This is a genomic window from Devosia polycyclovorans, assembly GCF_042181575.1.
GTDB lineage: Bacteria > Pseudomonadota > Alphaproteobacteria > Rhizobiales > Devosiaceae > Devosia > Devosia polycyclovorans.
This window is the reverse complement of the sequence record NZ_CP170082.1, coordinates 743,193-767,923: the sequence shown is the minus strand read 5'-3', so window position 1 is coordinate 767,923 and position 24,731 is coordinate 743,193. Positions and strand designations below refer to the sequence as shown.

Genomic DNA, 24,731 nt, shown 5'->3' with positions numbered 1-24,731 from the left:
AAGTAATAGAGACGTCGCCGCCTCGGGATACCGGGTTTCTCCTGCGCATCGTGGTCCCTTTTGATCGCTCGTCGCAAGGTGACCGACCCGCAGGCAGGTCCTGGAGCGACCCAGCACCCAACCGGCTCCCCCCGCAAAAGTTCGCTGCAGTCCGTCCGCCGCGGGAGTGATGGGGCGATTATGGGGAATGATGGAGGGGCGGGGATTATTTTTATGCGGGTTATTCTTGCATTGGTGTTTTCAGCCATGCGGCTCGCCTGGTGCGGAGCCTACCCAGCTCCCGCGGACCTCACGGGAAGGACTGGGTGGCGCTGCCGCAACCGGGGCAGCTGCCCTCGCCCTTCACGGTTCGACCGTCGAAACACGAGGGCGTCCTGCTAGGACCGCTTGGCGTAAACCTGCACCACATTGCCCTTTGGCGTCACCTCACAGCGGACCAGTTCCAGCCTTGTCGTCGGATCACCCGGCTCGAACAGATGCCTTCCCTCGCCTGCAACCACCGGATGGGTGATGAGCGACAGCTCGTCCATCAGCCCGGCAAACAGCAATTGCCGCACCAGCGAAATGCCGCCCATGGCGGCAATCTCGCCGCCGGGTTGCGACTTGAGCTGGCGGACAAAATCGAGCACGTCGCCCTCGATCAGAGTCGAATTGGACCATCTGGCCGTGTCGGCAGCGGTCAGCGTTTTCGAAGCCACATATTTGGGCACGCCATTGATGAACTGGGCAAAGTCGAGATCCTGCTCGGCTTTGGGCCAATAGCCCGCCCATTCCGACCAGCCGACGCGGCCCATGAGCACAGTGTCGACGCGTTCCTGCACCCCTGTCAGCATTGCGCCGAGCTGATCATCAAAACTGTCGAACTGGAATTTGAACGGGTCCTCGACCACCCCATCAACGGAATGAAAAAGCCCGGCTGTCACTTTACGCATTGGATTGTCCCTCTGGTTCCGGACGGCACTCTGCCGCCCGTTTCGTGGAGGCGACGAGGGAGGGGTGTTGGGTTCGACATTTCACTCGCGCGGACGCAAGGCAAGTTATCCGCGTCAGTGAATGCGTCGGTATTCTGAGGACAATCGAGAATACGCCGGAGAACGCCATGGACCACAAGATAAGTTACGGTCTGGCGCGGGCTCGCACTACTCTGTCCCTGATGGCTTTGGTGTTGCGCTGCTCAAATTCAGTTCAAACCAGCCACGTATCCCCGCAGGTAGATCAGAAGGCGGACAGTGAACGCGTATCCAGATCGCGGGAAAATGGAATGAGTCGGGGTGGGCAGGCTACAATTTCCCCATTCTCAGGGATGGTCGCGACCGGTTGTTCGGAGATGACCAGCGCTTTTCTGGGCTGGATGACAAATAGTCGCCTGCACGAAGATCACCCCCAGCCTCACCCATCAAGGGGGAGGTGTGGCGCCGAGTCTACCTTTGCTGCAGGGGCCTTAGCGGACATCTTGTGGCAGTATGCCTTGAATCTTTGGTCGCACACCAACTTTCACCTCCCCCTTGATGGGGGAGGCTGGGAGGGGGTGACACTGCTCGCCTCAAGCGCTGCCAGAACAATGTCATAAACAGCGGCCTCGTTCTCTAGAACTTCGCGGTTATTGAAACGGAGGACCCTATAGCCTTCGCCCTCGAGGAAAGCAGTCCGGACAGCATCCTGTCGAATGCCGGTGTCTGAGAAATGCGTTTCGCCGTCGATTTCGACGATCAGCCGTGCGGAATGGCAAACAAAGTCGACCACGTAACGACCTATGGGGGCCTGCTTGCGGATATGCCAGCCCAGCTGGCGGATGGGATAGAGAATACGCCAGGAGCGAATTTCGGCGATGGTCGGATTTTGTCGGAGTTTTCTGGGTAGCGAGACCATCTGTTGTCACCCCCTCCCGGCCTCCCCCATCAAGGGGGAGGTGTTGCACCGAGTCTGCCTATTGCAAGAGGCTGGCAAAAAACCCGGAGCTTTCGCCCCGGGCTCTTCAGTCCAGACGACGTCTGGTCACCCCAGATGCGCCAGCACCGCGAGCAAGAGCAGCGCCACGATATTGGTGATCTTGATCATCGGGTTGACGGCGGGGCCCGCCGTGTCCTTGTAGGGGTCGCCGACGGTGTCGCCGGTCACCGAGGCCTTGTGGGCGTCGGACCCCTTGTGGTGGGTGACGCCGTGGCTGTCGGTGAAACCGTCCTCAAAGCTCTTTTTGGCATTGTCCCAGGCGCCGCCCCCGGCCGTCATCGAGATGGCGACGAACAGCCCGGTGACGATCACGCCCATCAGCATGGCGCCCACGGCCGAGAAACCAGCGGCAGGGCCGGCGATCCACATGATGACGAAGAAGACGACGATGGGCGAAAGCACCGGCAGCAGGCTCGGCACGATCATCTCCTTGATCGCCGCCTTGGTGAGCATGTCGACGGCCCGGCCATAATCGGGCTTGTCGGTGCCCGCCATGATGCCCGGCTTTTCCTTGAACTGGCGGCGCACTTCCACCACCACGGATTGGGCTGCGCGGCCCACCGCCGTCATGCTCATGCCGCCGAACAGGAACGGCAGAAGCCCGCCGAACAACAGGCCCACAACGACATAGGGGTCGGCCAGCGAGAAGCTCAGATTGCCCATGCCCTGGAAGATGGCCGGGGCATCTTCGAGCCCGGCAAAATAGATCAGGTCCTGGGTATAGGCGGCGAACAGCACCAGTGCGCCAAGGCCCGCCGAGCCGATGGCATAGCCCTTGGTGACGGCCTTGGTGGTGTTGCCAACCGCATCGAGCGCATCGGTATTCTGGCGCACTTCCTTGTCGAGGCCGGCCATTTCGGCGATGCCACCGGCATTGTCGGTGACCGGACCGAAAGCGTCGAGCGCAACGATGATGCCGGCCAAAGCCAGCATGGTCGCCACCGCCACGGCAATGCCGAACAGGCCTGCCAGCGAATAGGTGACAATGATGCCCGCAATAATGGTCAGTGCCGGCAGGGCGGTGGATTCCAGCGACACGGCCAAGCCCTGGATGACATTGGTGCCGTGCCCGGTGACCGAGGCTTCGGCGATGGAATTGACCGGGCGGCGATTGGTGCCGGTGTAATATTCGGTGATGACGATGATCAGGCCGGTAATGACCAGACCCACCACGCCGCACCAGAACAGGCTCCAGGGGGTGAAGGTCTTCGATGTGGTCTCGATGGAAACATTCATGTCGCCGAACATCAGCCAGAGCACCGGCAGCAGCGCCACCAGCGAGAGCACGCCCGTGGCGATGACGCCCTTGTAGAGCGCGCCCATGATGTTGTTGTCCGAGCCGAGCTTGACGAAATAGGTGCCGATGATCGAGGTGACGACACAAGCGCCGCCAATGGCCAGCGGCAGCACCATGCCGATCAGCCGGAATTGCTCGGGCAGGATGATGGCGGCCAGCACCATGGTGGCAACGATGGTGACCACATAGGTTTCAAACAGGTCTGCGGCCATTCCGGCACAGTCCCCGACATTGTCGCCCACATTGTCGGCGATTGTCGCAGGGTTGCGCGGGTCATCTTCCGGAATGCCGGCCTCGACCTTGCCCACCATGTCGCCGCCGACATCGGCACCCTTGGTGAAGATGCCGCCGCCGAGACGGGCGAAGATGGAAATCAGTGAAGCACCGAAGCTCAGCGCCACCAGCGCGTCGATCACCGTGCGGCTGGTTGCCGCAAAACCCATTGCCGTCAGCACCATGAAATAGAGCGTGACGCCCAGGAGGCCGAGGCCTGCCACCAACATGCCGGTGACCGCGCCGGACTTGAAGGCCAGATCCAGTCCCTTGCCCAGCGAGCCGACGGCGGCCTGGGCGACGCGCACATTGGCCCGGACCGACACATTCATGCCGATGAAACCGGCCGCGCCCGAAAGCACCGCACCGATCAGGAAGCCGATGGCGGCATAAATGCCGAGAAGGAAATAGGCGGCGATCAGGATGACCACGCCCACAATGGCGATGGTGGTGTATTGCCGCTTGAGATAGGCCGATGCGCCCTCCTGCACCGCGGCCGAGATTTCCTGCATGCGTGCCGAGCCCGCATCGGCCTTAAGCAGCCCTTGGGTGGTGACGACGCCATAGACAATAGACAGGCCGCCGCACGCAACGATCAGCCAAAGTGCCAGATCCATAAGAAGTCCCTCGAATTAATCTCCTCCGAGGGCCCACGCCGGTCCCGGCCGGGTCTTTCGCCCGGTCCAATTCCCGCCCTTGATCGGGCCCCCTCTGAAACAGGAGCTTAGCGGGAATAATGGGTTAAGCAATGGATATTGCGCTATTTTGTCGCAATGCCGGAACCAAGGACGACCAGATGCTGCTGCAGATCGGCTGCCGATCCGGCCACGAGAATGGACTTGAAACGGCTGGTTTCCCCGCTTGCCAGGGTCAGTGCAGGTTTGGGCAGGCCCAGCGCCTTGGCCAGCAGCGCGACCACCGCGGCATTGGCTTTGCCCTTGTCGGGCACGGCGGCAACGCGGACACGCAACACGCTGGTGCCGTCATCGCGCAATTCGGCGCCTTCGATGGCATCGCGCCCAGCATTGGGCGTGACGCGCAGATGAAGGATGAGCCCGGCCGCGGTCAGGCGCGCATATCCGGGCAGATCGGCCAACTAGATCCCGGCGCGGATAACCGCCGGATAGACATAGTAGCCAATGATCGACTGGATAAAGAAGATCAGGAGGAACGCGATCAACGGGCTGAGGTCGAGGCCCGAGAAATTGGGCATGAAACGCCGAATGGGCTTGAGCACCGGCTCGGTCAGCTGGTTAAGCACCTGCCAGACCGTGGCCACGAACTGGTTACGTGTATTGATCACATTGAACGAGATCAGCCAGCTCATGATGATCATGATGAGCAGCACCCACCAATAGAGCTGCAGGAGGATCAGGATGATATCGAGCACGGCGCGCATGGGCGTCTCCGGAAAAACCTTGGGAAATATCTAGTGGCTGGCGGCCCTTGGGGCAAGACCGGGCAGGCCGAAGGGTAAAAAGCCACGGGGCCCTGCACCAAAACGCGATGCAGGGCCCCGAATGACTGACTGCCCGGTACGCAGCACCATTCATCCGGGCGCCTGTCCCAATGCACGAAGCGTGCCAGAATGCACCGCCCGGATTTCGGGGGGAAGAAGTTAAATCATTGTGAAATCTTGCATTTCGCAAGATCACGCGGCGTGCAAAATGCAAGGCGTGTCGCAAAATGCGAGGGTCAGCTCAGCCGATATCCTTGATCGGCTTCCAGGTGATAAAACGCCAGACGTAAAGCACCACCACCAGCACCACGACCGCTGTCGACACCGGATCGATCCAGGCTTCCACCACATGATAGCCGGCATTGAGCATATAGCCGGCGGCGGTCAGAAGACCTGTCCAGAGCAATGTGCCGATGGCCGAAATGCCCAGGAACTGCCAGAGCGGCATGCCGGCCAGACCAGCCGGCACCGATATCAGCGTGCGGATGGCCGGAATCAGGCGACCGACGAACACCGCCAAGACGCCATAGCGCGCGAACCAGTGATGGGCCATGTCGATGTCGCGTTCGTTCAACGTCGCGATCCGTCCCAACCGGTTGGACAGCCGCGTGAAGCGATCCAGACCCATCAGCCGTGCTGCCGCATACCAGGCCGAAGTGCCCAGCAGCGAGCCCGCCATGCCGGCAAGCAGTACGCCGAACAGATTGAGATCGCCTTGCGCGGCTACATAGCCGGCAAAGGGCATGATGAGTTCAGAGGGAATGGGCGGGAAGATATTTTCCAGCACCATCATCAGGAAGATGCCGAGATAGCCCCAATCGGTGATGAAGCCGATAATGAAGTCGCTCATGGAGTTCCTCCGGGACGCCCGCCCTGCCACTTAGAAGGCAAGGGCATTGGGGCCGATCAGATCCTGCCGCACATCGGATGCGGCCCTCCCCCTATATCAGGGGGAGGTTAGGACGAGGTAACGGCTCTAGGCCGACTTGGCGGCGCGGCTCATGCGCTTGCGATCGTTCGGGTCGAGCCAGATCTTGCGCAGGCGGATCGACTTGGGCGTCACCTCCACATACTCGTCTTCGGCGATATAGCCGAGCGACTGTTCCAGGGTCAGCTTCTTGGGTGTGGTCAGGCGCACTGCCTCGTCCTTGGACGTGGTGCGGATATTGGTGAGCTGCTTGCCCTTGAGCGCATTGACCTCGAGATCGTTCTCGCGGTTGTGCTCGCCAATGATCATGCCTTCATAGATGTCGACGCCAGCGTCGATCAGCATGGCGCCGCGGTCTTCCAGGTTCCACAGCGCATAGGCGACCGACTGGCCGGTGCCGTTGGAAATCAGCACACCGGTGCGGCGGCCGGGAAGGTCGCCCTTGAACGGCACGAAGGAGTGGAACAGGCGGTTGAAGATCGCCGTGCCACGAGTGTCCGAGAGCAGTTCGGGCTGGTAGCCGATCAGCGAGCGGGTGGGCACCAGGAGCTGGATGCGGGTGCGGCCGACGCCCGAGGGGCGCATATCGGTGAGTTCGCCCTTGCGCTCGGTGAGCTTCTGCACCACGGCGCCGGTAAACTCGTCATCGACGTCGATGATGACTTCCTCGACCGGCTCCATGCGCTGGCCGTTTTCTTCCTTGAACAGCACCTTGGGGCGACCAATGGTCAGCTCGAACCCTTCGCGGCGCATGTTTTCAATCAGGACGGCCAGCTGCAATTCGCCGCGGCCAGCCACGTCAAAGCTGTCATTGTCATCGCCGGGCGTGACGCGGATGGCCACATTGCCCTCGGCTTCGCGCATCAGGCGCTCACGGATCACGCGGGACTGCACCTTGTCACCTTCGCGACCGGCCAGCGGGCCGTCATTGATGCGGAAGGTCACCGACAGGGTCGGAGGATCGATCGGCTTGGCAGCGATCGGCGTGCTCACCGAAGTGGCGCAGATCGTATCGGCCACGGTCGAGGTGACCAGGCCCGCGATGGAGACGATATCGCCGGCTTCACCAACATCGACCGGGGTGCGCTCAAGGCCGCGGAATGCCAGAACCTTGGAAACGCGGCCTTTTTCGACTTCCTTGCCCTCGCGATTGAGGGTGTGGATGGGGTCATTGGCCTTGACCGAGCCCGAGGTGATGCGGCCGGTCAGGATACGACCGAGGAACGGATTGCGCTCGATGGTGGTGACCAGCATGCGGAAGGCGCCTTCCTCGACGACCGGCTCGGGCACGTGTTCCACGACCTTGTCGAGCAACGGAGCCAGGGTTTCCTTGGGACCAGCGGGATCCTCGGCCATCCAGCCCTGCTTGGCCGAACCATACAGCACGGGGAAATCGAGCTGCTCGGGCGTGGCGTCGAGCGCGATGAACAGATCGAAGATTTCTTCGAGCACTTCCAGGTGCCGCTCATCGGACTTGTCGATCTTGTTGATCGCAACGATGGGCCTCAGGCCCTGGGCCAGCGCCTTGCCCAGCACGAACTTGGTCTGCGGCATGGGGCCTTCGGCAGCGTCCACCAGGATCACCACGCCATCGACCATGGAGAGGATACGCTCAACTTCACCGCCGAAGTCGGCGTGGCCGGGTGTGTCCACGATATTGATGCGGGTCTCGTTCCACATCAGCGAGGTGACCTTGGCCAGAATGGTGATGCCGCGCTCGCGCTCGATATCATTACTATCCATGGCGCGCTCTTCGACGCGTTCATTCTCGCGGAACGAACCGGACTGCTTGAGCAGAACGTCAATCAGCGTGGTCTTGCCATGGTCAACGTGAGCGATGATGGCGATATTGCGCAGGGACATATGTGGGTCAGGCCTCTTTGGCATGATCCCAATACCTTGGGCCGCGATAGAGGGCGGCGACAAAACGGCTGAACCATGCAGGAATAAACACGGCGCCCGGTCCGGAGGGAACCCGGTTTGGGCGCATTTGGCGCTGCCTTACAGCAGAACGCCGTTTTCCACAAGCGCAGGAGACGCAGGGCGGGGTTGCGAATCGATGGCGCGGTGCCGGATTGGCCCCTCACCGCCCCCAAAGTAGAGAGGCGAGGCAAGGCCAATCCGGCCTCCTTTACTTCAAGGTTCGCGGCAGTTCTCCGGCTTGCCAGAGCCCAAGACCAAAGCCATCCGGGTCCAGAAAGTCGGCGCTCCAGCCCCCGGGCGCCTCGGAAACCGGGGTAACAATATTGACACCTTGCTGGGCCAGTTCGGCGACCACATCGTCGATCCCGCCTTCACCGAGGTCGAAGATGATGGCGGGCGTGTTGCCGCGTTCACCTTCCATTTCGAAGAAGATCAGGTCCGGCCCGTTCTCGATCTGCGCCTGCAGCCAGAACGGCTCTGCGCCCTCCTGCCGTTCGAGTTGCAGCCCCAGGGTCTGATTGTAAAAGGTTTCGGTGCGGACGATGTCGCTGACATAGAAAACGACACTGACGCTTTTCGGCTTCAGTTTCATCGGGCGGTCTCCTTGTGAGAAAGCGGCTTGTCTTGCGGCTGGTAAAGCCCCATCGGATGTCCATCGGGGTCGAGAAAGGCCGCGCCCTTCCCGTCGGGTGCGTCGCCGACCGGCGAGACAATGGTTGCGCCATAGTCGGCAAGCGCCGCCACGACATCGGCAATGCCACCTTCTGCCAGGGTGAAGGTCACCAGCGGGCTGCTGCCAGGCTGCGGCTGGCCGGGCATGACACTAATGCTGAAATCGGCACTGAGCCTGGCAAACAGGAATTGGCCTGAGCCAGCGCCCCGCCGCTCAAAGGCAATACCCAGCACATCCGCATAAAAGCGGGCGCTGCGCTCAAGATCGGTGGAATGATAGACGAGGCAAGCCTCGGATGGTTTGAAGAGCATAATGGCGTCCTCTGGATTGGCGGCAGCATTTGTGCTGCCGATACCTGCCTATTGCCGCGGCATGCCGCTTTGTGAGGGGCGCACGAAAAATAAATGCCCGTCCGGGTCATGACTGGCGAAACTGCCGCCATGACGCAGCAGTGCCGGTAACAGCGCGTCCCGAATGCGGCCATAGGCCAGATCCAGATGCAGCCCGTTCAATTCCTGCGGGGCGGCCAGCCCCTTGGCCACCACATGGCGCTTGAGGGCGCTGATCCGCTGGCGCAGCGCAGTGTCGGGCAGGTTGAGCAGATAGGCGATCTCGCGCCGGTTATGACCGGTCAGCACCAGAGCCGCGACAACCCTGAGGGCCTTGGGCAGATCGGCCAGCACCTCGGCGGGAGCCGCCCCCGGGCTGGCAGGCTCGGCGCGACCGGCTTCGTGCCAAAGCCCATCGCGATGCCGCCGCCGCCGCGCCGCCCGTGCGCTCATGCGCGCCTTGTGGCGCACGACCCCGCTCAACCATCGCAGGTTGGCCTGGTCGTCGAGATCGGCCCGGCCCTGTTCGATGGCCACGAGAAGGGCGTCCTGCACCACATCCTCAGCCTGCATCGCGCCGGCTTCGCGGCGGGCAATGGCAATCAGCTTGGCAAAATTCTGCATTGGCATAGTCAGAGATTGCCAGCCAGCCCCGACCGCGACAAGCGCGGTTTACGACGCCTTTCGGCTGGCCAATGCCTTGGCCGCCTCCGAATGCAACAGATTGGCCAGGGCTGCCGGCTGCAGGGGCGGGGAGAACAGAAAGCCCTGCACCTCCGAGGCGCCGTGTTCACGCACCATGGCCAGTTGCTCCTCGGTCTCCACCCCTTCCGCCGTGGTCGACATGCCCAGGGACTGCCCCAGGCCGATAACGGCCTTGATTATGGCCTGGCTGTCGGCCCGGGTGGTCAGATCTGCCATGAAACTGCGGTCAATCTTGATCTTGTCGAACGGGAAGCTGCGCAGGTAACTCAGCGACGAATAACCGGTGCCGAAATCGTCCAGCGAGACGCGCACGCCCATATCCCGCAACTGATGCAGCGCGGCAATGGTGCTTTCGCTCTCGGTCAGCAGCAGGCTTTCGGTGATTTCGAGCTCCAGCCGGGTCGGTGCGAGCTGGGCCGCATTGAGTGCTGCCGTGACCTGCCCCACCAGGTCCTTGTGACGGAACTGCACCGGCGAGAGATTGACCGCCACCCGCACATCGCCCGGCCAGGTGGCCGCCGCCTTGCAGGCTTCGTGCAGCACCCATTCCCCGATCGGCACGATCAATCCGGTTTCCTCAGCCACAGGCACGAATTCGGCCGGTGAAATCGTGCGATCATCATGGTCCCAGCGCAGCAGCGCCTCGACGCAGGTGACGCAATTTTCCTCTAGCCCCAGCAGGGGTTGGAACATCAGGCGCAATTCCTCGCGCTGCATCGCCATTCGCAGGCCTGCCTCGATGGACCGGCGCTGCTGCAGCTCTGCATCCATGCCCGCTTCAAAGAAATGATAGGTCGAACGCCCCTCGGACTTGGCCTTGTAAAGTGCCAGATCCGCATTCTTGACCAGTTGGTCGGTGCTGGTGCCATCGCCGGGCCCCACGGCAATGCCGACCGAGGCGCCGATTTCGATCTGCTGCCCGCCAATATTCATGGGGGCGCGCATCGCCTTAACGATCCGGTCCGCCACCTTGGCTGCCATATCGACGCCCTCGTTGGGCCGCAACAGCAGCGCAAATTCATCGCCGCCCAAGCGCGCCAGCAGATCGGTCTCGCGCGTCGTGCCCCAGAGCCGCACGGCTGCCTGCTTGATCACCTCGTCGCCCACGGCGTGGCCCAGCGTATCGTTGACGGCCTTGAAGTGATCGAGATCGATATAGAGCACCGCCGCCATTTCGCCGCGATTGAGACCCGCCTCCGCCTTGGCCATCTGTTCGAGGAACTCGATGCGGTTCGGCAAATCGGTCAGCGCATCATGCCGCGCCAGATGCCGGATGCGCGCTTCGGCCTGGCGCTGCTCGGTAATATCCTCATGGGTCGAAACCCAGCCACCATCCTTCATCGGATGATGCTGCATCAGAATGGTGCGCCCGTTCAGCTCATGGATGTTCTTGCCGTACTCACGCCGGGCGATCACCTCGCGGCGCCAGGCGACATAGTCTTCCTTGGTGCCGCCGGTAGACATGCCCTCCTCGAACAGATGGCCCAGAATATCCTCGAGCTGGCTGCCGGGTTTCAGCAGATGGATGGGCAGATTGTAAATGCGGGCATAGGGCTCGTTGCAGATCACCAGGCGCCCAAGCGCATCCATCATGCACAACCCGATCGAGATGTTGTTGACCGCCGCATCGAGCCGGATGTTCTGTCGCTCCAGTTCCAGCTTGCGCTTCTGCTGGCTTTCCGAGCGGGCGATTTCATCGGTGATGTCTTCATGAGTCACCACCCAGCCCAGCTTTTCCGAATAGACATGGGCGGTCTCGATGACACGCCCGCCATGCACCAGTTCCTGCGCCTTGTGCCGCGCACCACCTCGATTGGCCAGCAATTCGCTGGTATAATTCTCATAGAATTCGGCCGCACTCTGGCCGGCATGATTGCCCAGCCGCGCCGACAGATGCACCACATCCTCCAGCGTCATGCCGCGATGGATGGCATCCTCAGAAAATCCGTAGAAGTCGCGATAATGCTTGTTCCACATCACCAGGCGGAACTGCGGCGACCAGACGCAAAAGCCATAGGGAATGCTTTCCAGCGCCGCATCGAGCAGCAGCGCCTCAGCAACATCACCGATTTGTTCGGCGTCATCCGAGCGCATCGAACCCCCCAAAGTCCAAAAGCCAAGTCGCGACGCTGGCGAAAAGCTAATCAGCCTCGCTTAACGGGGAATTAAATAGGCATGTCCGACTGAAAATAGCCGAACTGGCGGGTACGCAACGCACCCGCCAGTTGATCGTTAGCCTCGCGCCTTGGCGTTGCGCGCGGCCCAGGTTTTCAGACGCAGGCCGTTGAGGCGGATGAAACCCTCGGCGTCCTTGTGGTCATAGGCCACAGCGCCTTCCTCGAAGGTCACCAGATCTTCCGAATACAGGCTATGGGGCGAGGTGCGCGCCACCACATTGGCCGAACCCTTGTAGAGCTTGACGGTGACTTCACCGGTGACGAAGTGCTGGCTCTTGTCGATCAGCGCCTGCAGCATTTCGCGCTCGGGCGAATACCAGAAGCCGTTATAGATCAGCTCGGCATATTTGGGCATGAGTTCATCCTTGAGATGCGCTTCGCCGCGATCGAGCGTGATCGATTCAATGCCGCGATGCGCCACCAGCAGGATAGTGCCGCCCGGTGTCTCGTAGAGTCCGCGCGACTTCATGCCGACAAAGCGGTTCTCGACCAGGTCAAGCCGGCCGATGCCATGCTTGCCACCCAATTCGTTGAGCTTGGTCAGCAAGGTTGCCGGGGAGAGCTTTTCGCCATTGATCGAAACCGCATCGCCCTGTTCAAAGCCAATGGTGATGGTCTCGGGCGTATCGGGCGCCTTTTCCGGATCGACCGTGCGCTGCGGCACATAATCGGGGAAAGGCACGGCGGGGTCTTCGAGCACCATGCCTTCGGACGAGGTGTGCAACAGATTGGCGTCGACCGAGAACGGCGCTTCGCCGCGCTTGTCCTTGGCAATCGGGATCTGGTTCTTTTCGGCATAGTTGAGCAGCGCGGTGCGCGAGCGCAGATCCCATTCGCGCCAGGGCGCGATCACCTTGATTGAAGGGTCGAGCGCATTGGCGGTCAATTCGAACCGCACCTGGTCATTGCCCTTGCCCGTGGCGCCGTGCGCGATGGCATCGGCCCCGGTTTCCTGGGCGATCTCGATCAGCCGCTTGGAAATTAGCGGCCGGGCGATGGAAGTGCCCAGCAGATAGACGCCCTCGTAGACGGCGTTGGCGCGGAACATGGGGAACACGAAGTCCCGCACGAACTCCTCTCGCAGATCCTCGATGCGGATGTCCTTGATGCCGAACATTTCGGCCTTCTTGCGCGCCGGCTCCAGCTCTTCGCCCTGGCCCAGATCGGCGGTGAAGGTCACCACTTCGCAATTATAGGTCTCCTGCAGCCATTTCAGGATGATCGAGGTGTCCAAGCCCCCCGAATAGGCCAGCACGACTTTCTTGATGTCATTCGCCATGATGTGTTCCCCAAGGATCTAATGGTGACAGGATACGCTCGAAATCGCGCAATGAACTTGCTATTATCGCGGCGATTGCGCAATTTGTGGCACATCGTGCCAACTGTGAATATCTGTAGGGCGGAAAATGCCAGAAACGCTTGACGCCATTGACCGCCGGATCCTCAGAGCATTGCAGCGCAATGGCCGCATGTCCAATGTCGAACTGGCCAATGCGGTGGGTCTATCCCCCTCCCCCTGCCTGCGACGGGTGAAGCTGCTCGAGGAGAAAGGTGTCATTGACCAATATGTGGCGGTGCTCAATGGTCCCAAGCTGGGGTTGGGGCTGACGGTCTTTGCGCGCATCTGGTTCAAGACCCAGCACGCCGAAACCACCAATCTGTTTGCCGAGACCGTGCGCAATTACCCCGAGGTGGTGGAATGCTATCTCACCACCGGGGAGTGCGACGCAATTCTGCGCATCGTGACCACCGACCTGCACGCCTATTGGCGCTTTCAGTCCGACCATCTGATGCGCATCCCTTCCGTGCAGTCGGTCAAGACAGACGTGCCGATGGAAACCATCAAGGCCGGTCGGCAATTGCCGGTCTAGCAGCACTGTTCACAGCAACGGTTTAGTGCGATTGTCCGCCAAAACACACCGAGCCTGCCATGCCCGCTTTCATCCCCGACCTGCCCGTCATTCTTGCCTTTGCGCTGGCCGCCTTTGTGCTCGCCGTCACGCCCGGGCCAGACATGGCGCTGTTCGTCTCGCGCACCATGAATTGGGGCCGAAGCCATGGCTATGCCACCGTACTGGGCGCCATTACCGGCATCGGCATTCACACCATGCTGGTGGCTTTCGGCATCTCGGTGCTGATCGTAACGGCGCCGGCCGCCTTCTGGGTGCTGAAAATTGTCGGCGCGCTCTATCTGGTTTGGCTCGCCATCCAGGCTATTCGGGACGGCGGGGGCATGCTGGTGGTCAAACAGGCCGGCAAGCAACCGAGTTGGCGGAAATCCTATCTTACCGGCCTCGGGATCAACTTGACCAATCCCAAGATCGCCCTGTTTTTCGTAACCTTCCTGCCCCAATTCGTCTCGGCCGCCGACCCCCATGCTGCCGGCAAGCTGCTGTTTCTGGGGTTCGAATTCGTCGTGGTGTCCATCCCCGTCGTCATTGCCATCGTGCTGTTCGCCGAATGGCTGACCCAGACGCTGAAGGAAAATGCCTGGGTCGGCAAGGCCCTCAACTGGAGCTTTGCCGCCGTCTTCATGGCCTTTGCCGCAACCATTCTTCTCGCTGAAGGACGGAAGTGACGTGAATTACCGGCACGCCTTCCATGCCGGCAATTTTGCCGACGTTGTGAAACACACCATCCTCACGCGCATCATCGACTATCTCATGCGCAAGGACGCGGCCTTCCGGGTGATCGACACCCATGCCGGGCTGGGGATTTATGACCTTTTTGGCGACAAGGCCGAACGCACCGGGGAATGGCGCGACGGCATCGGCCGGGTCATGGCCGCCGAACTGCCCGCCCCTGTGGCCGAGCTGCTCGCGCCCTATCTCGCAGCCATACGGGCGCAAAACCCGGAAGGCGATCTGCGCTACTATCCCGGCTCGCCCTTCATCACCCGGCACATGCTGCGTGAGCAGGACCGGCTGATGGCGTTTGAACTCCATCCCATGGACGCCAACCGCCTCAAGGAGAATTTCGCTGGCGATTTCCAGACCCGCATCACCCAGCTCGATGCCTGGGACATTTTTGGCACCCATCTGCCCCCCAAGGAAAAGCGCGGCCTGGTGCTGGTCGACCCGCCGTTTGAGGAAAAGGGCGAGTTCATCCGCATGGTTCAAGGCCTCGAAAAAGCGCATAAACGCTGGCCCGGCGGCACCTATGCCTTCTGGTATCCGATCAAGGAGCCGGAGGAAGTCGAGGCCTATGTCAAAGCGCTCAAAAGAACCGGCATCCCCAAAATCCTGCGCCTGGAGCTGACCATCCGCGCGCCCTCCGCCCCGCCCCGCCTGCACGGCACCGGCATGGTGGTGGTCAACCCGCCCTTTGTGCTGGAAGAGGAAATGCGCAAGGTTCTGCCGGTGCTGGCGGAGCTGCTGAGCGACGAAGGCCGTGGCCGCTGGAGCGTGGACTGGGTGGCGGGGGAGTAGCGGAACATTCGTCCCGCGCGTTGCGTTGGTTCCAGAGCAAACAAGGGGCCAAGCCAATGGACGTCGTCCGCATCATCCTGTCCGTCATTATCCCGCCAATCGGGGTTTTCCTGCAAGTCGGGCTGGGCCTGCATTTCTGGCTTAACATCCTCCTGACGCTGCTGGGCTATTTCCCCGGCCTCATCCATGCCGTCTGGGTCATACTGCGGAAATAGGCTTAGCTTCGCGCCTTCGTTCGCCGCGTCGGCGCATGAAATGCCGGGGGTTTGGTTTTCACCCAAGCGATGAAGGCGGCGATGTCCGGATCTGCCTTAAGGCTCTCAACATTGGTAAGGCGGTTGGCCAGCTCGGTTTCCGAGAACCGGGCATGGATGGCGCTGTGGCAGATCTGGTGCAGGCGCACTGTACCCAGATGCGTGCCGCCCTTGAGCCTTGGCACGAGGTGGTGCCGGCTGGATTTTGCCTGGGGCGGAATAGGGCGCTCGCATAAAGGGCAGATCAAAGGCTGCCGCTTGGAAGCTGCAGCTTCAGCAGCGGCGATGGCCTGTTTGATTTTACGGGCCGAAGACCTCACAACGTCAGCAGAGCGTCCCGGTCTTTTCTGGAAAGCCGTTCGCTCTCGCTTTTGAGCTGCCCGCAGGCGGCAAAGATGTCGCGGCCGCGCGGCGTGCGGACCGGCGAGGCATAGCCTGCCTTGTTGACGATATCGGCAAAGCGCTCGATGCGCGAGGAAGGCGAGGTGCCATAGTTTGAGCCCGGCCAGGGGTTGAACGGGATCAGATTGATCTTGGCGGGGATGCCGGCCAGCAGCCGCACCAGTTCGCGCGCCTCGGCATCGCTGTCGTTGATGCCGTCGAGCATCACATATTCAAAAGTGATGCGGCGGGCATTGGATAGGCCCGGATAATTCTTGCACGCTTCAAGCAATTCCTTGAGCGGCCATTTCTTGTTGATCGGCACCAAAACGTCGCGCAGATCGTCGCGCACGGCATGGAGGGAAATGGCCAGCATGACGTCGATCTCGCGCCCGGTCGGCTCGATATAGGGCACGACGCCCGAGGTCGAGAGGGTGATGCGGCGCTTGGAAATCGACATGCCATCGCCAGCCGAGGCAATCAGCAGCGCCTGCTTGACGTTCTCGTAATTGTAGAGCGGCTCGCCCATGCCCATCATCACGATATTGGTGATGGCGCGGGTCTCCCCGCCGGGCACCAGGCCCCCGTCATCGGGACGCGACCCGCCGGGAAAATCGCCCAGGCGCTCGCGGGCCATCAGGATCTGTCCCAGGATCTCACCCGCGGTCAGATTGCGCACCAGCTTTTGCGTGCCGGTATGGCAGAACGAGCACGTCAGTGTGCAGCCCACCTGAGAGGAAACGCAGAGCGTCCCGCGATCGCTTTCGGGGATGTAGACCGTTTCGACCTCAACCGCCGGCATGTTGGGATTGGCTGGATCGCGGAAGCGGAACAGCCATTTGCGGGTGCCATCGACCGACACCTGTTCGGATACGATTTCCGGGCGATCGAGATTGAAGGTATCGGCCAGCTTCTGGCGCACCGGCTTGGCCACATTGGTCATGCGGTCAAAATCGGTGACCCCGTTCACGTAGAGCCAGTTCCAGAGCTGACTGGCGCGCATGCGCCCTTCCTTCTCGCCGACCACCTCATGGCTCACCAGCGTCTCGGCCAAGCCTGCCTTGCTGAGGCCGATCAGCGACGGACGCATGGCCGACGCGGGGCGGACGGCACTGGAATGGTCAATATTCAGCGCAAGGCTCATGGTGGGCACATCGGCTCGACAAAAATGCGGGAAGTGCGCGCCTGTAGCATAGCTGCGCATAAAGCGCAAAGCATCGCGCTCTCACGAAGCGCTGATGGCACCTGCGGAACGCGCGTGAAGGCTATGACAGGGCCGCGCTTTGCCTTTAAGAATGGCGTCAATGTCAAAGCCCGTCCTGCGCTTCGCGCCCAGCCCCAATGGCCAGCTCCATCTCGGACACGCCCTTTCCGCCCTCGTCACCTGGGACGCGGCGCAAAAGCTGGGCGGCATGGCGCTATTGCGTATCGAGGATATCGACACCACCCGCTGCAAGCCCGAATTCGTCGCGGCATTGTTCGAGGACCTCCACTGGCTGGGCCTCTCCTGGCCCGAGCCGGTGCTCTACCAGTCCGAGCGGTTCGAGCTCTATGCTGAGGCGGCCAACCGCTTGCGCGCCATGGATCTGCTCTATCCCTGCTTCTGCTCGCGCAGCGATATCGCGCAAAACGCCACCGGCACCGATCCCGACGGCGCTCCGCTTTATCCCGGCACCTGCCGGCATCTGACCAATGCCGAGCGCATTGAAAGGCTCGAACGGGGCGATCCGGTGCAGTTCCGGCTCGATACCGAAGCGGCCATGGCCCGCACTGGCCTGCTGACCTTTTCCGTCATCGGCCCGACCGTGCTGGACCGCCCGCAAATCCGCTACGCAAAACCCAAGCGCTGGGGCGATGTGGTGCTGCAGCGCAAGGTCACGCCCACCAGCTACCATTTGAGCGTAGTGGTCGATGATGCGGCCCAGGGGATTACCCATGTCACGCGCGGCCGCGACCTCGAAGCAGCCACCGATATCCATGTGCTGCTGCAGATGCTGCTTGGCCTTTCCGCCCCCATCTATTTCTTCCACCGCCTGCTGCTCGGCGATGACGGGCAGAAACTCTCCAAATCCAAGGGCTCGCAAAGCCTTTCGGACTTGCGAGCCCAGGGTTGGACAGCCAACGATGTGCGGCGGGCCATCGGCTTCTAGCCCGCCTTCCCCAGCCGCCCCAGATGCGTATCCTTGAAGCCGGTATTGGCCTTGAGCCCATAGCCCAGCATGCGATCAAAGCCGGAATGGGCCAGCCAAAGTGCACCCAAAGCCGCCAGCAGGGGCATTGCGAACAGCGTACCGAGCGCCATCAGCCCCGCCCCAAAGGCATAGACATGCACCAGATTGTAGGCGAGGGCACCAATGCGGGACCCCGCGCCATAGGCGAAAAAGCTCAAATCCGGCGCGAAGAACACCAGCAAGGCGCCCCACCAGGGCAAGATCGGCTCGACCTGCCCGTAAAGCACCAGCGCGGCAATGAACACCAGCCCGCCCTCCACCCGCTGCCAGACAATGACATCTTTCATTGCACGCACTCCCATGCTCAGGCCGCCTGCTTCTCGGCCGACCGGCTGGCCAGCAATGCAGCAACCGTCTCGGCCACGGCCGCCTCGAACGGTGTCGTAAAGGCCGGACCCAGCAGCGCATCGAGCCGCGGATCGACCAGTTCCATTTCATTGAGCCACAGATAGCGCATGCGATAGATATCGCGCATCACCGGGTTAATGAGGCCCACCGCCCGCAGCAGCCACCACGGCATGGGCGTCACCGTGACCGGTTTGGGCAGCGCATTCTGCACCGCGGCCATGATCTGGCCGTGACTAACCCAGTGGCCGGCGAAGTGGAAATTCTCGAACGCCTGCATCTCCGCCCGCCTGCCGGCCAGTGCTGTGAAGGCCCGCGCCAGATCGGGCAGATAGGCCCAGCTATGGCGCGTTTCGAGATCCCCCAGATGGTACAGCCGCCCCTTGGCGTAATCCATCAGCATGGCAGCATCGAACCAGTCGTCGCGATTGCCGGGCCCGAAGAAATCCCCGGCGCGCAGGATCAACACCTGGACGCCATTCTCTTCGGCTGCCGCGCGCAGCATGTTTTCCAGCCGGATGCGAATCTCGCCGCGCGGCTTTTCCCCGCTCTGGCGCAGGCCCGGCGCGATGGTCCTGTCCTTGGCGCGGTAATTATAGATCGTGCCGGGAAACAGCAGTGTCTTGCCACTGCCCGTCATGGCGTCAAGCACTACCTGCAATTGCCTTTCGGCCGCGCCATTGCCCCATTTGTCATAGCGCAAATGCAGCGCCTGGACGACGATATCGGCTTCAGCGATCGCGGCACGAACCACGGCGACGTCATCCGCATCGCCCTTGAAGAACTGCGTTCCCGCAACCGGCTTGCGGTTGCTCCGCCCAAGGCCGGTGACATCCCAGCCTGCATCGCGGAAGGCGATCATCGCCGCATTGCCGATATGCCCATTGCTTCCCAGAACAGTGACTTTGCCTTTGCTCATCTCAGCGCTCCTTGCTCTTGCCGGGGCCGAAGATGGGCGATACGCTAATGAATAGCGACTAGGCAATTTATTAAGTTTGATATTCAAAAATGAATAGTGATCCCGACTGGTCCCTCTGGCGCAGCTTTGCCGCGGTGATAGCCGAAGGCTCGCTGTCGGGTGCTGCGCGCCATCTGGGGTTGAGCCAGCCCACCATCGGAAGGCACATCGAGGCGCTTGAGGCCGAACTGGGATTGTCGCTGTTCGAACGCGGCCTGACCGGCCTCAAGCCCAATGCCACCGCTCTCCGGCTCTATGCGTCGGTGGATCGGGCGCGATCGGCGCTGGCCGAAGCGGCGATCCTGGCTGCCGGCGCCCAGGACGGGGAGGCAGGCACGGTCCGCCTCACCGCCAGCACCATGATTTCCAACTATGTGCTGCCCGAAATTCTGGCCAGCATCCGCCGCCTGCACCCGAACATCGCCATCGAATCGGTGCCCACCGATTCAGCGGAAAACCTTTTGATGCGCGAAGCCGACATTGCCGTGCGCATGTTCCGCCCCACCCAGCTCGAGCTGGTCACGCGGCATCTGGGCGATATTCCGCTGGTCCCGGTGGCCCATGAGAGCTATCTGGCGCGCCGCGGCACGCCCACCACGCTCAACGATTTGTGGAGCCATGACATGCTCGGCTTTGATCGCTCCGACGCCGTCATTCGCCACGCTCGGACCCTTGGCTTCCAATTGACCCGCGACAATTTCCCCGTTCGCTCAGACGATCAGCCGCATTTGTGGGAATTGCTGCGCGCCGGCCTCGGCATCGGCTTTGCCCAGCTCAACCTGGCCAGGACAACCCCGGGCCTTGTGGTGCTGCCCATAGACCTGGCCATCCCGCCCTTGCCCGTCTGGCTGACCGTACACAAGCAATTGTTCACCTCGCACAGAATTCGTGCCATTTATGATGCTGTGGCGGAGGGCCTCACCGCCTATATCAAGGACGATCCAACCGCGCCTCCCTTACGTTAAGGCTGTTATGCAAACCCTAGTTAATATCGCCATTGCTTTGGCGCTGCTTTTCGTCGTCATTATCCTGGGCATGGGTCTTTGGAACATGCTCAAGGGCGGACCGGGCAATACCAGCCAGCGCCTGATGCGTCTGCGCGTCATCGGCCAGGCCGTCGCGCTGCTGCTGCTCATGGGCGCACTCTATTTCTTCGGTGGCGGCGCCGGCCGCTAGCCAGACCACGCGGGGGCAACATGGTTAAGCTGAACACCATCTATACCCGCACCGGCGATGACGGTTCGACCGGGCTGGTCCGCGGCCCGCGCCGCACCAAGCATGATCTGCGCGTCGAGGCCTACGGTTCGCTGGAGGAAGCCAACGCCTTTATCGGCCAGGCGCGCCTGACCTCGTCCAGCCGGCCGCGCATCGATGCCGTGCTCTCGCGCGTCCAGAACGACCTGTTCGATCTCGGCTCGGATTTGGCGACGCCCGGCGCCGATGCCCCTGATGCCCAATATCCCAGCCTGCGCATCCGCCCGGTCCAGACCCTTTGGCTCGAACAGCAGATCGACCAGTTCAACGCGACTCTTCAGCCGCTCACCAGCTTCATTCTCCCCGGTGGCACACCCTTGTCGGTCTCGCTGCATCTGGCCCGCACCGTCACCCGCCGGGCCGAACGACTTGTCGCCGCTCTGGTGGAGGCCGAACCTGACACCAGCCCGGAAACCCTGCGCTATCTCAATCGCCTCTCGGATCTGCTCTTCGTCCTCGGCCGCGTCGCCAATGACAATGGCGCGGGCGATGTCTTGTGGGTGCCGGGCAATTATGGTGATGTCGAAAAGGGCTGAGCCGCCCGGCTCTTGTCACGCAGCATTGGAGACTGGCCCTGTTCCTGCCCCTGCATGACTCCAATCCCATCCGCCATGTCGACTTCCCCTTCGTCACCTATGGGCTGATGGGTGTCACCATCCTGGTCTATCTGGTCCAGGCGGCACTGCCCGAGGCAGCCTTCGATCAGGCGACTATCGATTTCGGCATGATCCCCATCGTGGTGCGCGACCTCTATCCCCAGCCCGTGCCCTGGCTGCCCGATTGGGCGAACCTGGTCACCTATGCATTTCTGCATGCCGACTGGATGCACTTGCTCTCCAACATGCTGTTCCTCTGGGTCTTCGGCGACAATATCGAGGACGCCTTCGGGCACTTCAAATTCCTGGTCTTCTATCTCGCTTGCGCCGTGCTCGCGGCCCTCGCCCATCTGCTGTTCAACCTTGACGGCAATGGCCCCTTGATTGGCGCCTCGGGGGCCGTGGCCGGGGTCATGGGGGCCTATATCCTGCTCTATCCGCATGCCCGGGTATTTGTCTTGGCCCGTATCGTCTGGTTGATCCCCCTGCCCGTGCCGGCCTTCTGGATGCTTGGCTTCTGGATTGCCACGCAGCTCTTCTTTGTGGTGTTTGGTTCCGATCAACCGGTCGCCTGGTGGGCGCATCTGGGCGGTTTCGCCGCCGGGCTCCTGCTGGCCCCGCTGTTCAAGAGCCGCAAGGTGCCCCTGTTCGGCGGGCGTTAGGCGCATTGTTCGCAAATGCGGGCAAACGGCCAACAAAATCTTAACCCGGCTTAACTAGTGTAAAGGCAATGCCACCATCAGGGCCGGACCATTGAACACCGATCTTTCCACCAATTTGCTGACGGCCCAGACCGCGCTGACGCAAAATTCGGTGCAGATTGCCGTGTTCAAGAAGGCCCATGAGATGGAATCCAACCTGCTCAATGCATTGATGCAGACCGCCCTCGAAACGCCGGCCGCCCCGCCGCCGGGCCAGGGCCTCAAAATCGACAAGCAGGCCTGAGGCGGATGCCATGGGCACCGGCATTGGCATTTCCCCAACGGTGATGATTAACCGCATGGTCCATGAAAAGGCCGTGCCGCAGTCAGGTCATCTGCTCGAAGTCGCCCGCCTGCGCGCTGATATGATGCAGGCCCAGGCCACCAACGCCGCCTCCCCATTGCCCACCACGAAGCCGGCGGAGGCACCGATCAACGGCGCGGAAGTTGGTTTGCTGATCTGACGCTTGAGGCTTTCGGGCAGAGCAAAGATCCCGTCCCCAGGTCCAAACGCTCCCCCATAGTCCCCTTTCTCCTCTCGCGTCTGGGCCGCCTGCAGCACCAGTGGCGGGACTACGGTTCAAGCTTCAGGGACGGCGACCGTTTTGGATACCGCTCTGATCACGTCTGCGCGACGCCAAATGGGCCGCGCGACAGTTGTGTTGGCCTCTCCACAGAGCCTTTGCCTTTGCCTGTTGCTTTGCATATGGTCCGCGCGATTTTCCCAGCCGGTTAGTAGTCAACGATGTCCGCACCGCAACGCCCTATTCCCCAGCCTGGCATTCTCGATATTGCGCCCTATTTGCCCGGCAAGTCGGGCGCACCTGGCAGCCAGACCATCAAGCTTTCGGCCAATGAATCCCCACTTGGCGCCAGCCCCAAGGCCCTGGCGGCCATGCTTGAGGGGGCAGCCAAACTCGAGATTTATCCCGAAGGCTCCTCGCGGGTGCTGCGCGAGGCGCTGGGTGAGGTGCATGGCATCGATCCCAATGCCATTGTGTGCGGCAATGGCTCGGATGACCTGCTGCACCTGCTGGCCCAGACCTATCTGGGCATTGGAGACGAGGCGGTGATGAACCGGTTTGGCTTTTCGGTCTATCCGATCATCACCAAGGCCGCCGGTGCCGAGATCGTCATGGTGGACGAGGTGGACTACACTGCCAATGTCGATGCTTTGCTCGCAGCGGTGACCGAACGCACCAAAGTCATCTGGCTCGCCAACCCCAACAATCCAACCGGCACCTATCTCAGCGCCGCCGAAGTGCGGCGGCTGCATGCCGGCCTCAGGCCAGACATCCTCCTCGTCATCGACAATGCCTACGCCGAATATGTCACTGCCGCTGACTTTGAAGTCGGGCTCGATCTGGCATTGGCCAGCGAGAACGTCGTCATGGTTCGCACCTTCTCCAAAATGGGTCTGGCTGCCGCCCGTATCGGCTGGATGGTTGGCCCTGCCCATATCGTGGATGCGATCAATCGCATTCGCGGCCCGTTCAATGTCAATCTGCCGGCGCAGATGGCAGGGGCCGCGGCCACGCGCGACCTTGAATTCAACGACCGCCTCAAAACGCACAATGCGCATTGGCGTGACTGGCTGACAGCCGAGCTTTCCGGCAACCGCATCCGCGTGGTGCCCAGCCAGGCCAATTTCGTCATGGTGCTGTTCGAAAGCCCCGAAACGGCGGCCGCCGCCTTTGCCGCCCTGGCCGATGCCGGCTATATCGTGCGCGAAATCGGCGCCTCCTATGGCATCGACAATGGCCTGCGCATTTCCATCGGCTCGGAAGACGCCATGCGCGGCGTCGCCAGAGTGCTCAAATCCATGGACCAGACCCAATGAGCGTGCATTTCAAGAAGCTGGCGCTGATCGGCATCGGGCTGATCGGCTCCTCTATTGCCCTGGCGGCGAAGCGGCAAGGGCTGGTGGACGTCATCTCTATCGCCACCCGCCGCCAGGAAACGCTGGATGAGGCACGCGCGCTCGAGCTGGGTGACATCTATAGCCTGGACGCCGCCGAGGCGGTGCGCGGGGCAGATCTCGTTATTCTCTGTGCTCCGGTTGGGGCCTATGGGGCGCTGGCCGCGGCCATCGGCCCACACCTCGAACCCGGTGCCATCCTCTCCGATGTAGGCTCGGTCAAGGAGCATGTGGTGCGCGTGGTTGGCCCGCATGTGCCCCAGGGCGTCAGCTTCATCCCCGGCCACCCGATTGCCGGCACCGAACATTCCGGCCCGTCAGCCGGCTTTGCCGAACTCTTCGCCGGCCGCTGGTGCGTCTTGACGCCCGCTCCCGGTGTGGCGCAGTCCGAAACGGACAAGCTGGTCAGCTTCTGGCAGGCCATGGGCTCCAAGGTCGAATGCATGGATGCGGCCCATCACGACATGGTGCTGGCGATCACCAGTCATATTCCGCACCTGGTTGCCTACAACATCGTGGGCACGGTGGCCGATCTCGAGGCGACGACGCAATCGGAAGTCATCAAGTTCTCGGCCTCGGGCTTCCGCGACTTTACCCGCATTGCGGCTTCAGATCCGGTGATGTGGCGCGATGTGTTCCTGACCAACAAGGACGCTGTGCTCGAAATGCTGGGCCGCTTTAGCGAGGATCTCTCCGTGCTCCAGCGTGCCGTGCGCAATGGCGACGGGGCGGCGCTCGAAGCCATGTTTACCCGAACCCGCGCCATCCGCCGCTCGATCATCGATGCCGGGCAGGAAACCGCCGCGCCCGATTTCGGCCGCCCCCACGAGGCGCCGCCGGCGCCCAAACCGGGCTTCGTGCGCGAGCATGGCGGCGGGGACGATGCTTGAGCCCGTCACGCAGGGCAAATCTCCCCGGTGGGGAGATTTGAATGCTCGAGGCCATGAAGGC

29 protein-coding genes are annotated in these 24,731 nt (G+C 61.8%); 13 read left to right on the top strand and 16 right to left on the bottom strand.

From position 1 onward, the window contains the following. Positions 1 to 377: 377 nt before the first annotated feature. The 12 genes from ACE4RL_RS03925 to ACE4RL_RS03870 all read right to left on the bottom strand — a co-directional run bounded on the left by ACE4RL_RS03925 (position 378) and on the right by ACE4RL_RS03870 (position 12,993). Positions 378 to 932, bottom strand: a complete 555-nt coding sequence (locus ACE4RL_RS03925) for a dihydrofolate reductase family protein (protein WP_375599223.1) — start codon at positions 930 to 932, stop codon at positions 378 to 380. Positions 933 to 1,494: 562 nt separating this feature from the next. Next, a complete protein-coding gene (locus tag ACE4RL_RS03920) occupies positions 1,495 to 1,869 on the bottom strand; it encodes an endonuclease domain-containing protein (RefSeq protein WP_375599222.1) in 375 nt (124 codons plus the stop codon). Between the two features lie 126 nt (positions 1,870 to 1,995). Beyond that, on the bottom strand, positions 1,996 to 4,137 hold the full coding sequence (locus ACE4RL_RS03915; RefSeq protein WP_375599221.1) for a sodium-translocating pyrophosphatase: 2,142 nt from the start codon (positions 4,135 to 4,137) through the stop codon (positions 1,996 to 1,998). 143 nt (positions 4,138 to 4,280) lie between these two features. Beyond that, a complete protein-coding gene (locus ACE4RL_RS03910) occupies positions 4,281 to 4,616 on the bottom strand; it encodes a DUF167 family protein (RefSeq protein WP_375599220.1) in 336 nt (111 codons plus the stop codon). Continuing rightward, positions 4,617 to 4,919, bottom strand: a complete 303-nt coding sequence (locus ACE4RL_RS03905; RefSeq protein ID WP_375599219.1) for a YggT family protein — start codon at positions 4,917 to 4,919, stop codon at positions 4,617 to 4,619. Between the two features lie 301 nt (positions 4,920 to 5,220). Next, the gene (locus tag ACE4RL_RS03900) at positions 5,221 to 5,829 is read right to left on the bottom strand and encodes a DedA family protein (protein WP_375599218.1); all 609 of its coding nucleotides are present in this window, start codon (positions 5,827 to 5,829) and stop codon (positions 5,221 to 5,223) included. A gap of 126 nt (positions 5,830 to 5,955) precedes the next feature. After that, positions 5,956 to 7,770 carry a translational GTPase TypA gene (gene typA / locus ACE4RL_RS03895; RefSeq protein WP_375599217.1) on the bottom strand — a complete coding sequence of 605 codons (1,815 nt, stop codon included), beginning with the start codon at positions 7,768 to 7,770 and terminating at the stop codon, positions 5,956 to 5,958. A gap of 268 nt (positions 7,771 to 8,038) precedes the next feature. Beyond that, positions 8,039 to 8,422, bottom strand: coding sequence for a VOC family protein (locus ACE4RL_RS03890; protein ID WP_375599216.1), 384 nt, complete (start codon positions 8,420 to 8,422; stop codon positions 8,039 to 8,041). Further along, entirely contained in the window at positions 8,419 to 8,814 is a 396-nt protein-coding gene (locus tag ACE4RL_RS03885; RefSeq protein ID WP_375599215.1) for a VOC family protein, read from the bottom strand. The genes ACE4RL_RS03890 and ACE4RL_RS03885 overlap by 4 nt, the downstream gene beginning before the upstream one ends. A gap of 48 nt (positions 8,815 to 8,862) precedes the next feature. Continuing rightward, positions 8,863 to 9,456, bottom strand: coding sequence for an RNA polymerase sigma factor (locus tag ACE4RL_RS03880; protein ID WP_375599214.1), 594 nt, complete (start codon positions 9,454 to 9,456; stop codon positions 8,863 to 8,865). A gap of 48 nt (positions 9,457 to 9,504) precedes the next feature. Continuing rightward, a complete protein-coding gene (locus ACE4RL_RS03875) occupies positions 9,505 to 11,631 on the bottom strand; it encodes a putative bifunctional diguanylate cyclase/phosphodiesterase (RefSeq protein ID WP_375599213.1) in 2,127 nt (708 codons plus the stop codon). A gap of 138 nt (positions 11,632 to 11,769) precedes the next feature. Next, positions 11,770 to 12,993 carry an argininosuccinate synthase gene (locus ACE4RL_RS03870; RefSeq protein ID WP_375599212.1) on the bottom strand — a complete coding sequence of 408 codons (1,224 nt, stop codon included), beginning with the start codon at positions 12,991 to 12,993 and terminating at the stop codon, positions 11,770 to 11,772. A gap of 127 nt (positions 12,994 to 13,120) precedes the next feature. Between ACE4RL_RS03870 and ACE4RL_RS03865 the strand changes: the two genes are divergently transcribed. From ACE4RL_RS03865 to ACE4RL_RS03850, 4 genes are read left to right on the top strand one after another with little or no spacing between them, the layout of a single operon-like run. Continuing rightward, complete coding sequence (locus ACE4RL_RS03865; protein WP_375599211.1) at positions 13,121 to 13,585, top strand: Lrp/AsnC family transcriptional regulator; 465 nt, start codon at positions 13,121 to 13,123, stop codon at positions 13,583 to 13,585. A gap of 59 nt (positions 13,586 to 13,644) precedes the next feature. Next, positions 13,645 to 14,292 carry a LysE family translocator gene (locus ACE4RL_RS03860; RefSeq protein ID WP_375599210.1) on the top strand — a complete coding sequence of 216 codons (648 nt, stop codon included), beginning with the start codon at positions 13,645 to 13,647 and terminating at the stop codon, positions 14,290 to 14,292. A 1-nt stretch (position 14,293) separates the two neighbouring features. Then, a complete protein-coding gene (locus tag ACE4RL_RS03855; protein WP_375599209.1) occupies positions 14,294 to 15,142 on the top strand; it encodes a 23S rRNA (adenine(2030)-N(6))-methyltransferase RlmJ in 849 nt (282 codons plus the stop codon). A gap of 56 nt (positions 15,143 to 15,198) precedes the next feature. Beyond that, the gene (locus tag ACE4RL_RS03850) at positions 15,199 to 15,357 is read left to right on the top strand and encodes a YqaE/Pmp3 family membrane protein (RefSeq protein ID WP_183312193.1); all 159 of its coding nucleotides are present in this window, start codon (positions 15,199 to 15,201) and stop codon (positions 15,355 to 15,357) included. Positions 15,358 to 15,359: 2 nt separating this feature from the next. Here the strand turns inward: ACE4RL_RS03850 and ACE4RL_RS03845 are convergent, their stop codons facing one another. Together ACE4RL_RS03845 and rlmN are read right to left on the bottom strand one after the other, a co-directional pair. Beyond that, positions 15,360 to 15,695 carry a restriction endonuclease gene (locus tag ACE4RL_RS03845; protein WP_375600233.1) on the bottom strand — a complete coding sequence of 112 codons (336 nt, stop codon included), beginning with the start codon at positions 15,693 to 15,695 and terminating at the stop codon, positions 15,360 to 15,362. 17 nt (positions 15,696 to 15,712) lie between these two features. After that, positions 15,713 to 16,921, bottom strand: coding sequence for a 23S rRNA (adenine(2503)-C(2))-methyltransferase RlmN (gene rlmN / locus ACE4RL_RS03840; protein ID WP_375599208.1), 1,209 nt, complete (start codon positions 16,919 to 16,921; stop codon positions 15,713 to 15,715). A gap of 160 nt (positions 16,922 to 17,081) precedes the next feature. On the opposite strand from rlmN, the gene gluQRS reads away from it, so the two are divergent. Next, the gene (gene gluQRS / locus ACE4RL_RS03835; RefSeq protein WP_375599207.1) at positions 17,082 to 17,927 is read left to right on the top strand and encodes a tRNA glutamyl-Q(34) synthetase GluQRS; all 846 of its coding nucleotides are present in this window, start codon (positions 17,082 to 17,084) and stop codon (positions 17,925 to 17,927) included. On the opposite strand, the gene ACE4RL_RS03830 is transcribed toward gluQRS, so the two are convergent. Beyond that, positions 17,924 to 18,295: a DUF4260 domain-containing protein gene (locus tag ACE4RL_RS03830; protein WP_375599206.1), complete on the bottom strand. Its 372-nt coding sequence runs from the start codon at positions 18,293 to 18,295 to the stop codon at positions 17,924 to 17,926. The genes gluQRS and ACE4RL_RS03830 overlap by 4 nt on opposite strands. Before the next feature lie 17 nt (positions 18,296 to 18,312). Further along, entirely contained in the window at positions 18,313 to 19,272 is a 960-nt protein-coding gene (locus tag ACE4RL_RS03825; RefSeq protein ID WP_375599205.1) for an NAD-dependent epimerase/dehydratase family protein, read from the bottom strand. Between the two features lie 89 nt (positions 19,273 to 19,361). Between ACE4RL_RS03825 and ACE4RL_RS03820 the strand changes: the two genes are divergently transcribed. From ACE4RL_RS03820 to ACE4RL_RS03785, 8 genes are all read left to right on the top strand, one after another. Further along, complete coding sequence (locus tag ACE4RL_RS03820; protein ID WP_375599204.1) at positions 19,362 to 20,276, top strand: LysR family transcriptional regulator; 915 nt, start codon at positions 19,362 to 19,364, stop codon at positions 20,274 to 20,276. A gap of 7 nt (positions 20,277 to 20,283) precedes the next feature. Continuing rightward, entirely contained in the window at positions 20,284 to 20,487 is a 204-nt protein-coding gene (locus ACE4RL_RS03815; protein ID WP_375599203.1) for a twin transmembrane helix small protein, read from the top strand. A 20-nt stretch (positions 20,488 to 20,507) separates the two neighbouring features. Next, on the top strand, positions 20,508 to 21,101 hold the full coding sequence (locus tag ACE4RL_RS03810) for a cob(I)yrinic acid a,c-diamide adenosyltransferase (RefSeq protein WP_375599202.1): 594 nt from the start codon (positions 20,508 to 20,510) through the stop codon (positions 21,099 to 21,101). 107 nt (positions 21,102 to 21,208) lie between these two features. Then, positions 21,209 to 21,823: a rhomboid family intramembrane serine protease gene (locus ACE4RL_RS03805; protein ID WP_375599201.1), complete on the top strand. Its 615-nt coding sequence runs from the start codon at positions 21,209 to 21,211 to the stop codon at positions 21,821 to 21,823. Between the two features lie 91 nt (positions 21,824 to 21,914). Then, positions 21,915 to 22,106: a putative motility protein gene (locus ACE4RL_RS03800; protein WP_375599200.1), complete on the top strand. Its 192-nt coding sequence runs from the start codon at positions 21,915 to 21,917 to the stop codon at positions 22,104 to 22,106. 10 nt (positions 22,107 to 22,116) lie between these two features. After that, the gene (locus ACE4RL_RS03795; RefSeq protein WP_375599199.1) at positions 22,117 to 22,326 is read left to right on the top strand and encodes a hypothetical protein; all 210 of its coding nucleotides are present in this window, start codon (positions 22,117 to 22,119) and stop codon (positions 22,324 to 22,326) included. A gap of 281 nt (positions 22,327 to 22,607) precedes the next feature. Further along, positions 22,608 to 23,702 carry a pyridoxal phosphate-dependent aminotransferase gene (locus ACE4RL_RS03790; protein WP_375599198.1) on the top strand — a complete coding sequence of 365 codons (1,095 nt, stop codon included), beginning with the start codon at positions 22,608 to 22,610 and terminating at the stop codon, positions 23,700 to 23,702. Beyond that, the gene (locus ACE4RL_RS03785) at positions 23,699 to 24,670 is read left to right on the top strand and encodes a prephenate/arogenate dehydrogenase family protein (RefSeq protein WP_375599197.1); all 972 of its coding nucleotides are present in this window, start codon (positions 23,699 to 23,701) and stop codon (positions 24,668 to 24,670) included. The genes ACE4RL_RS03790 and ACE4RL_RS03785 overlap by 4 nt, the downstream gene beginning before the upstream one ends. Positions 24,671 to 24,731 lie beyond the last annotated feature (61 nt).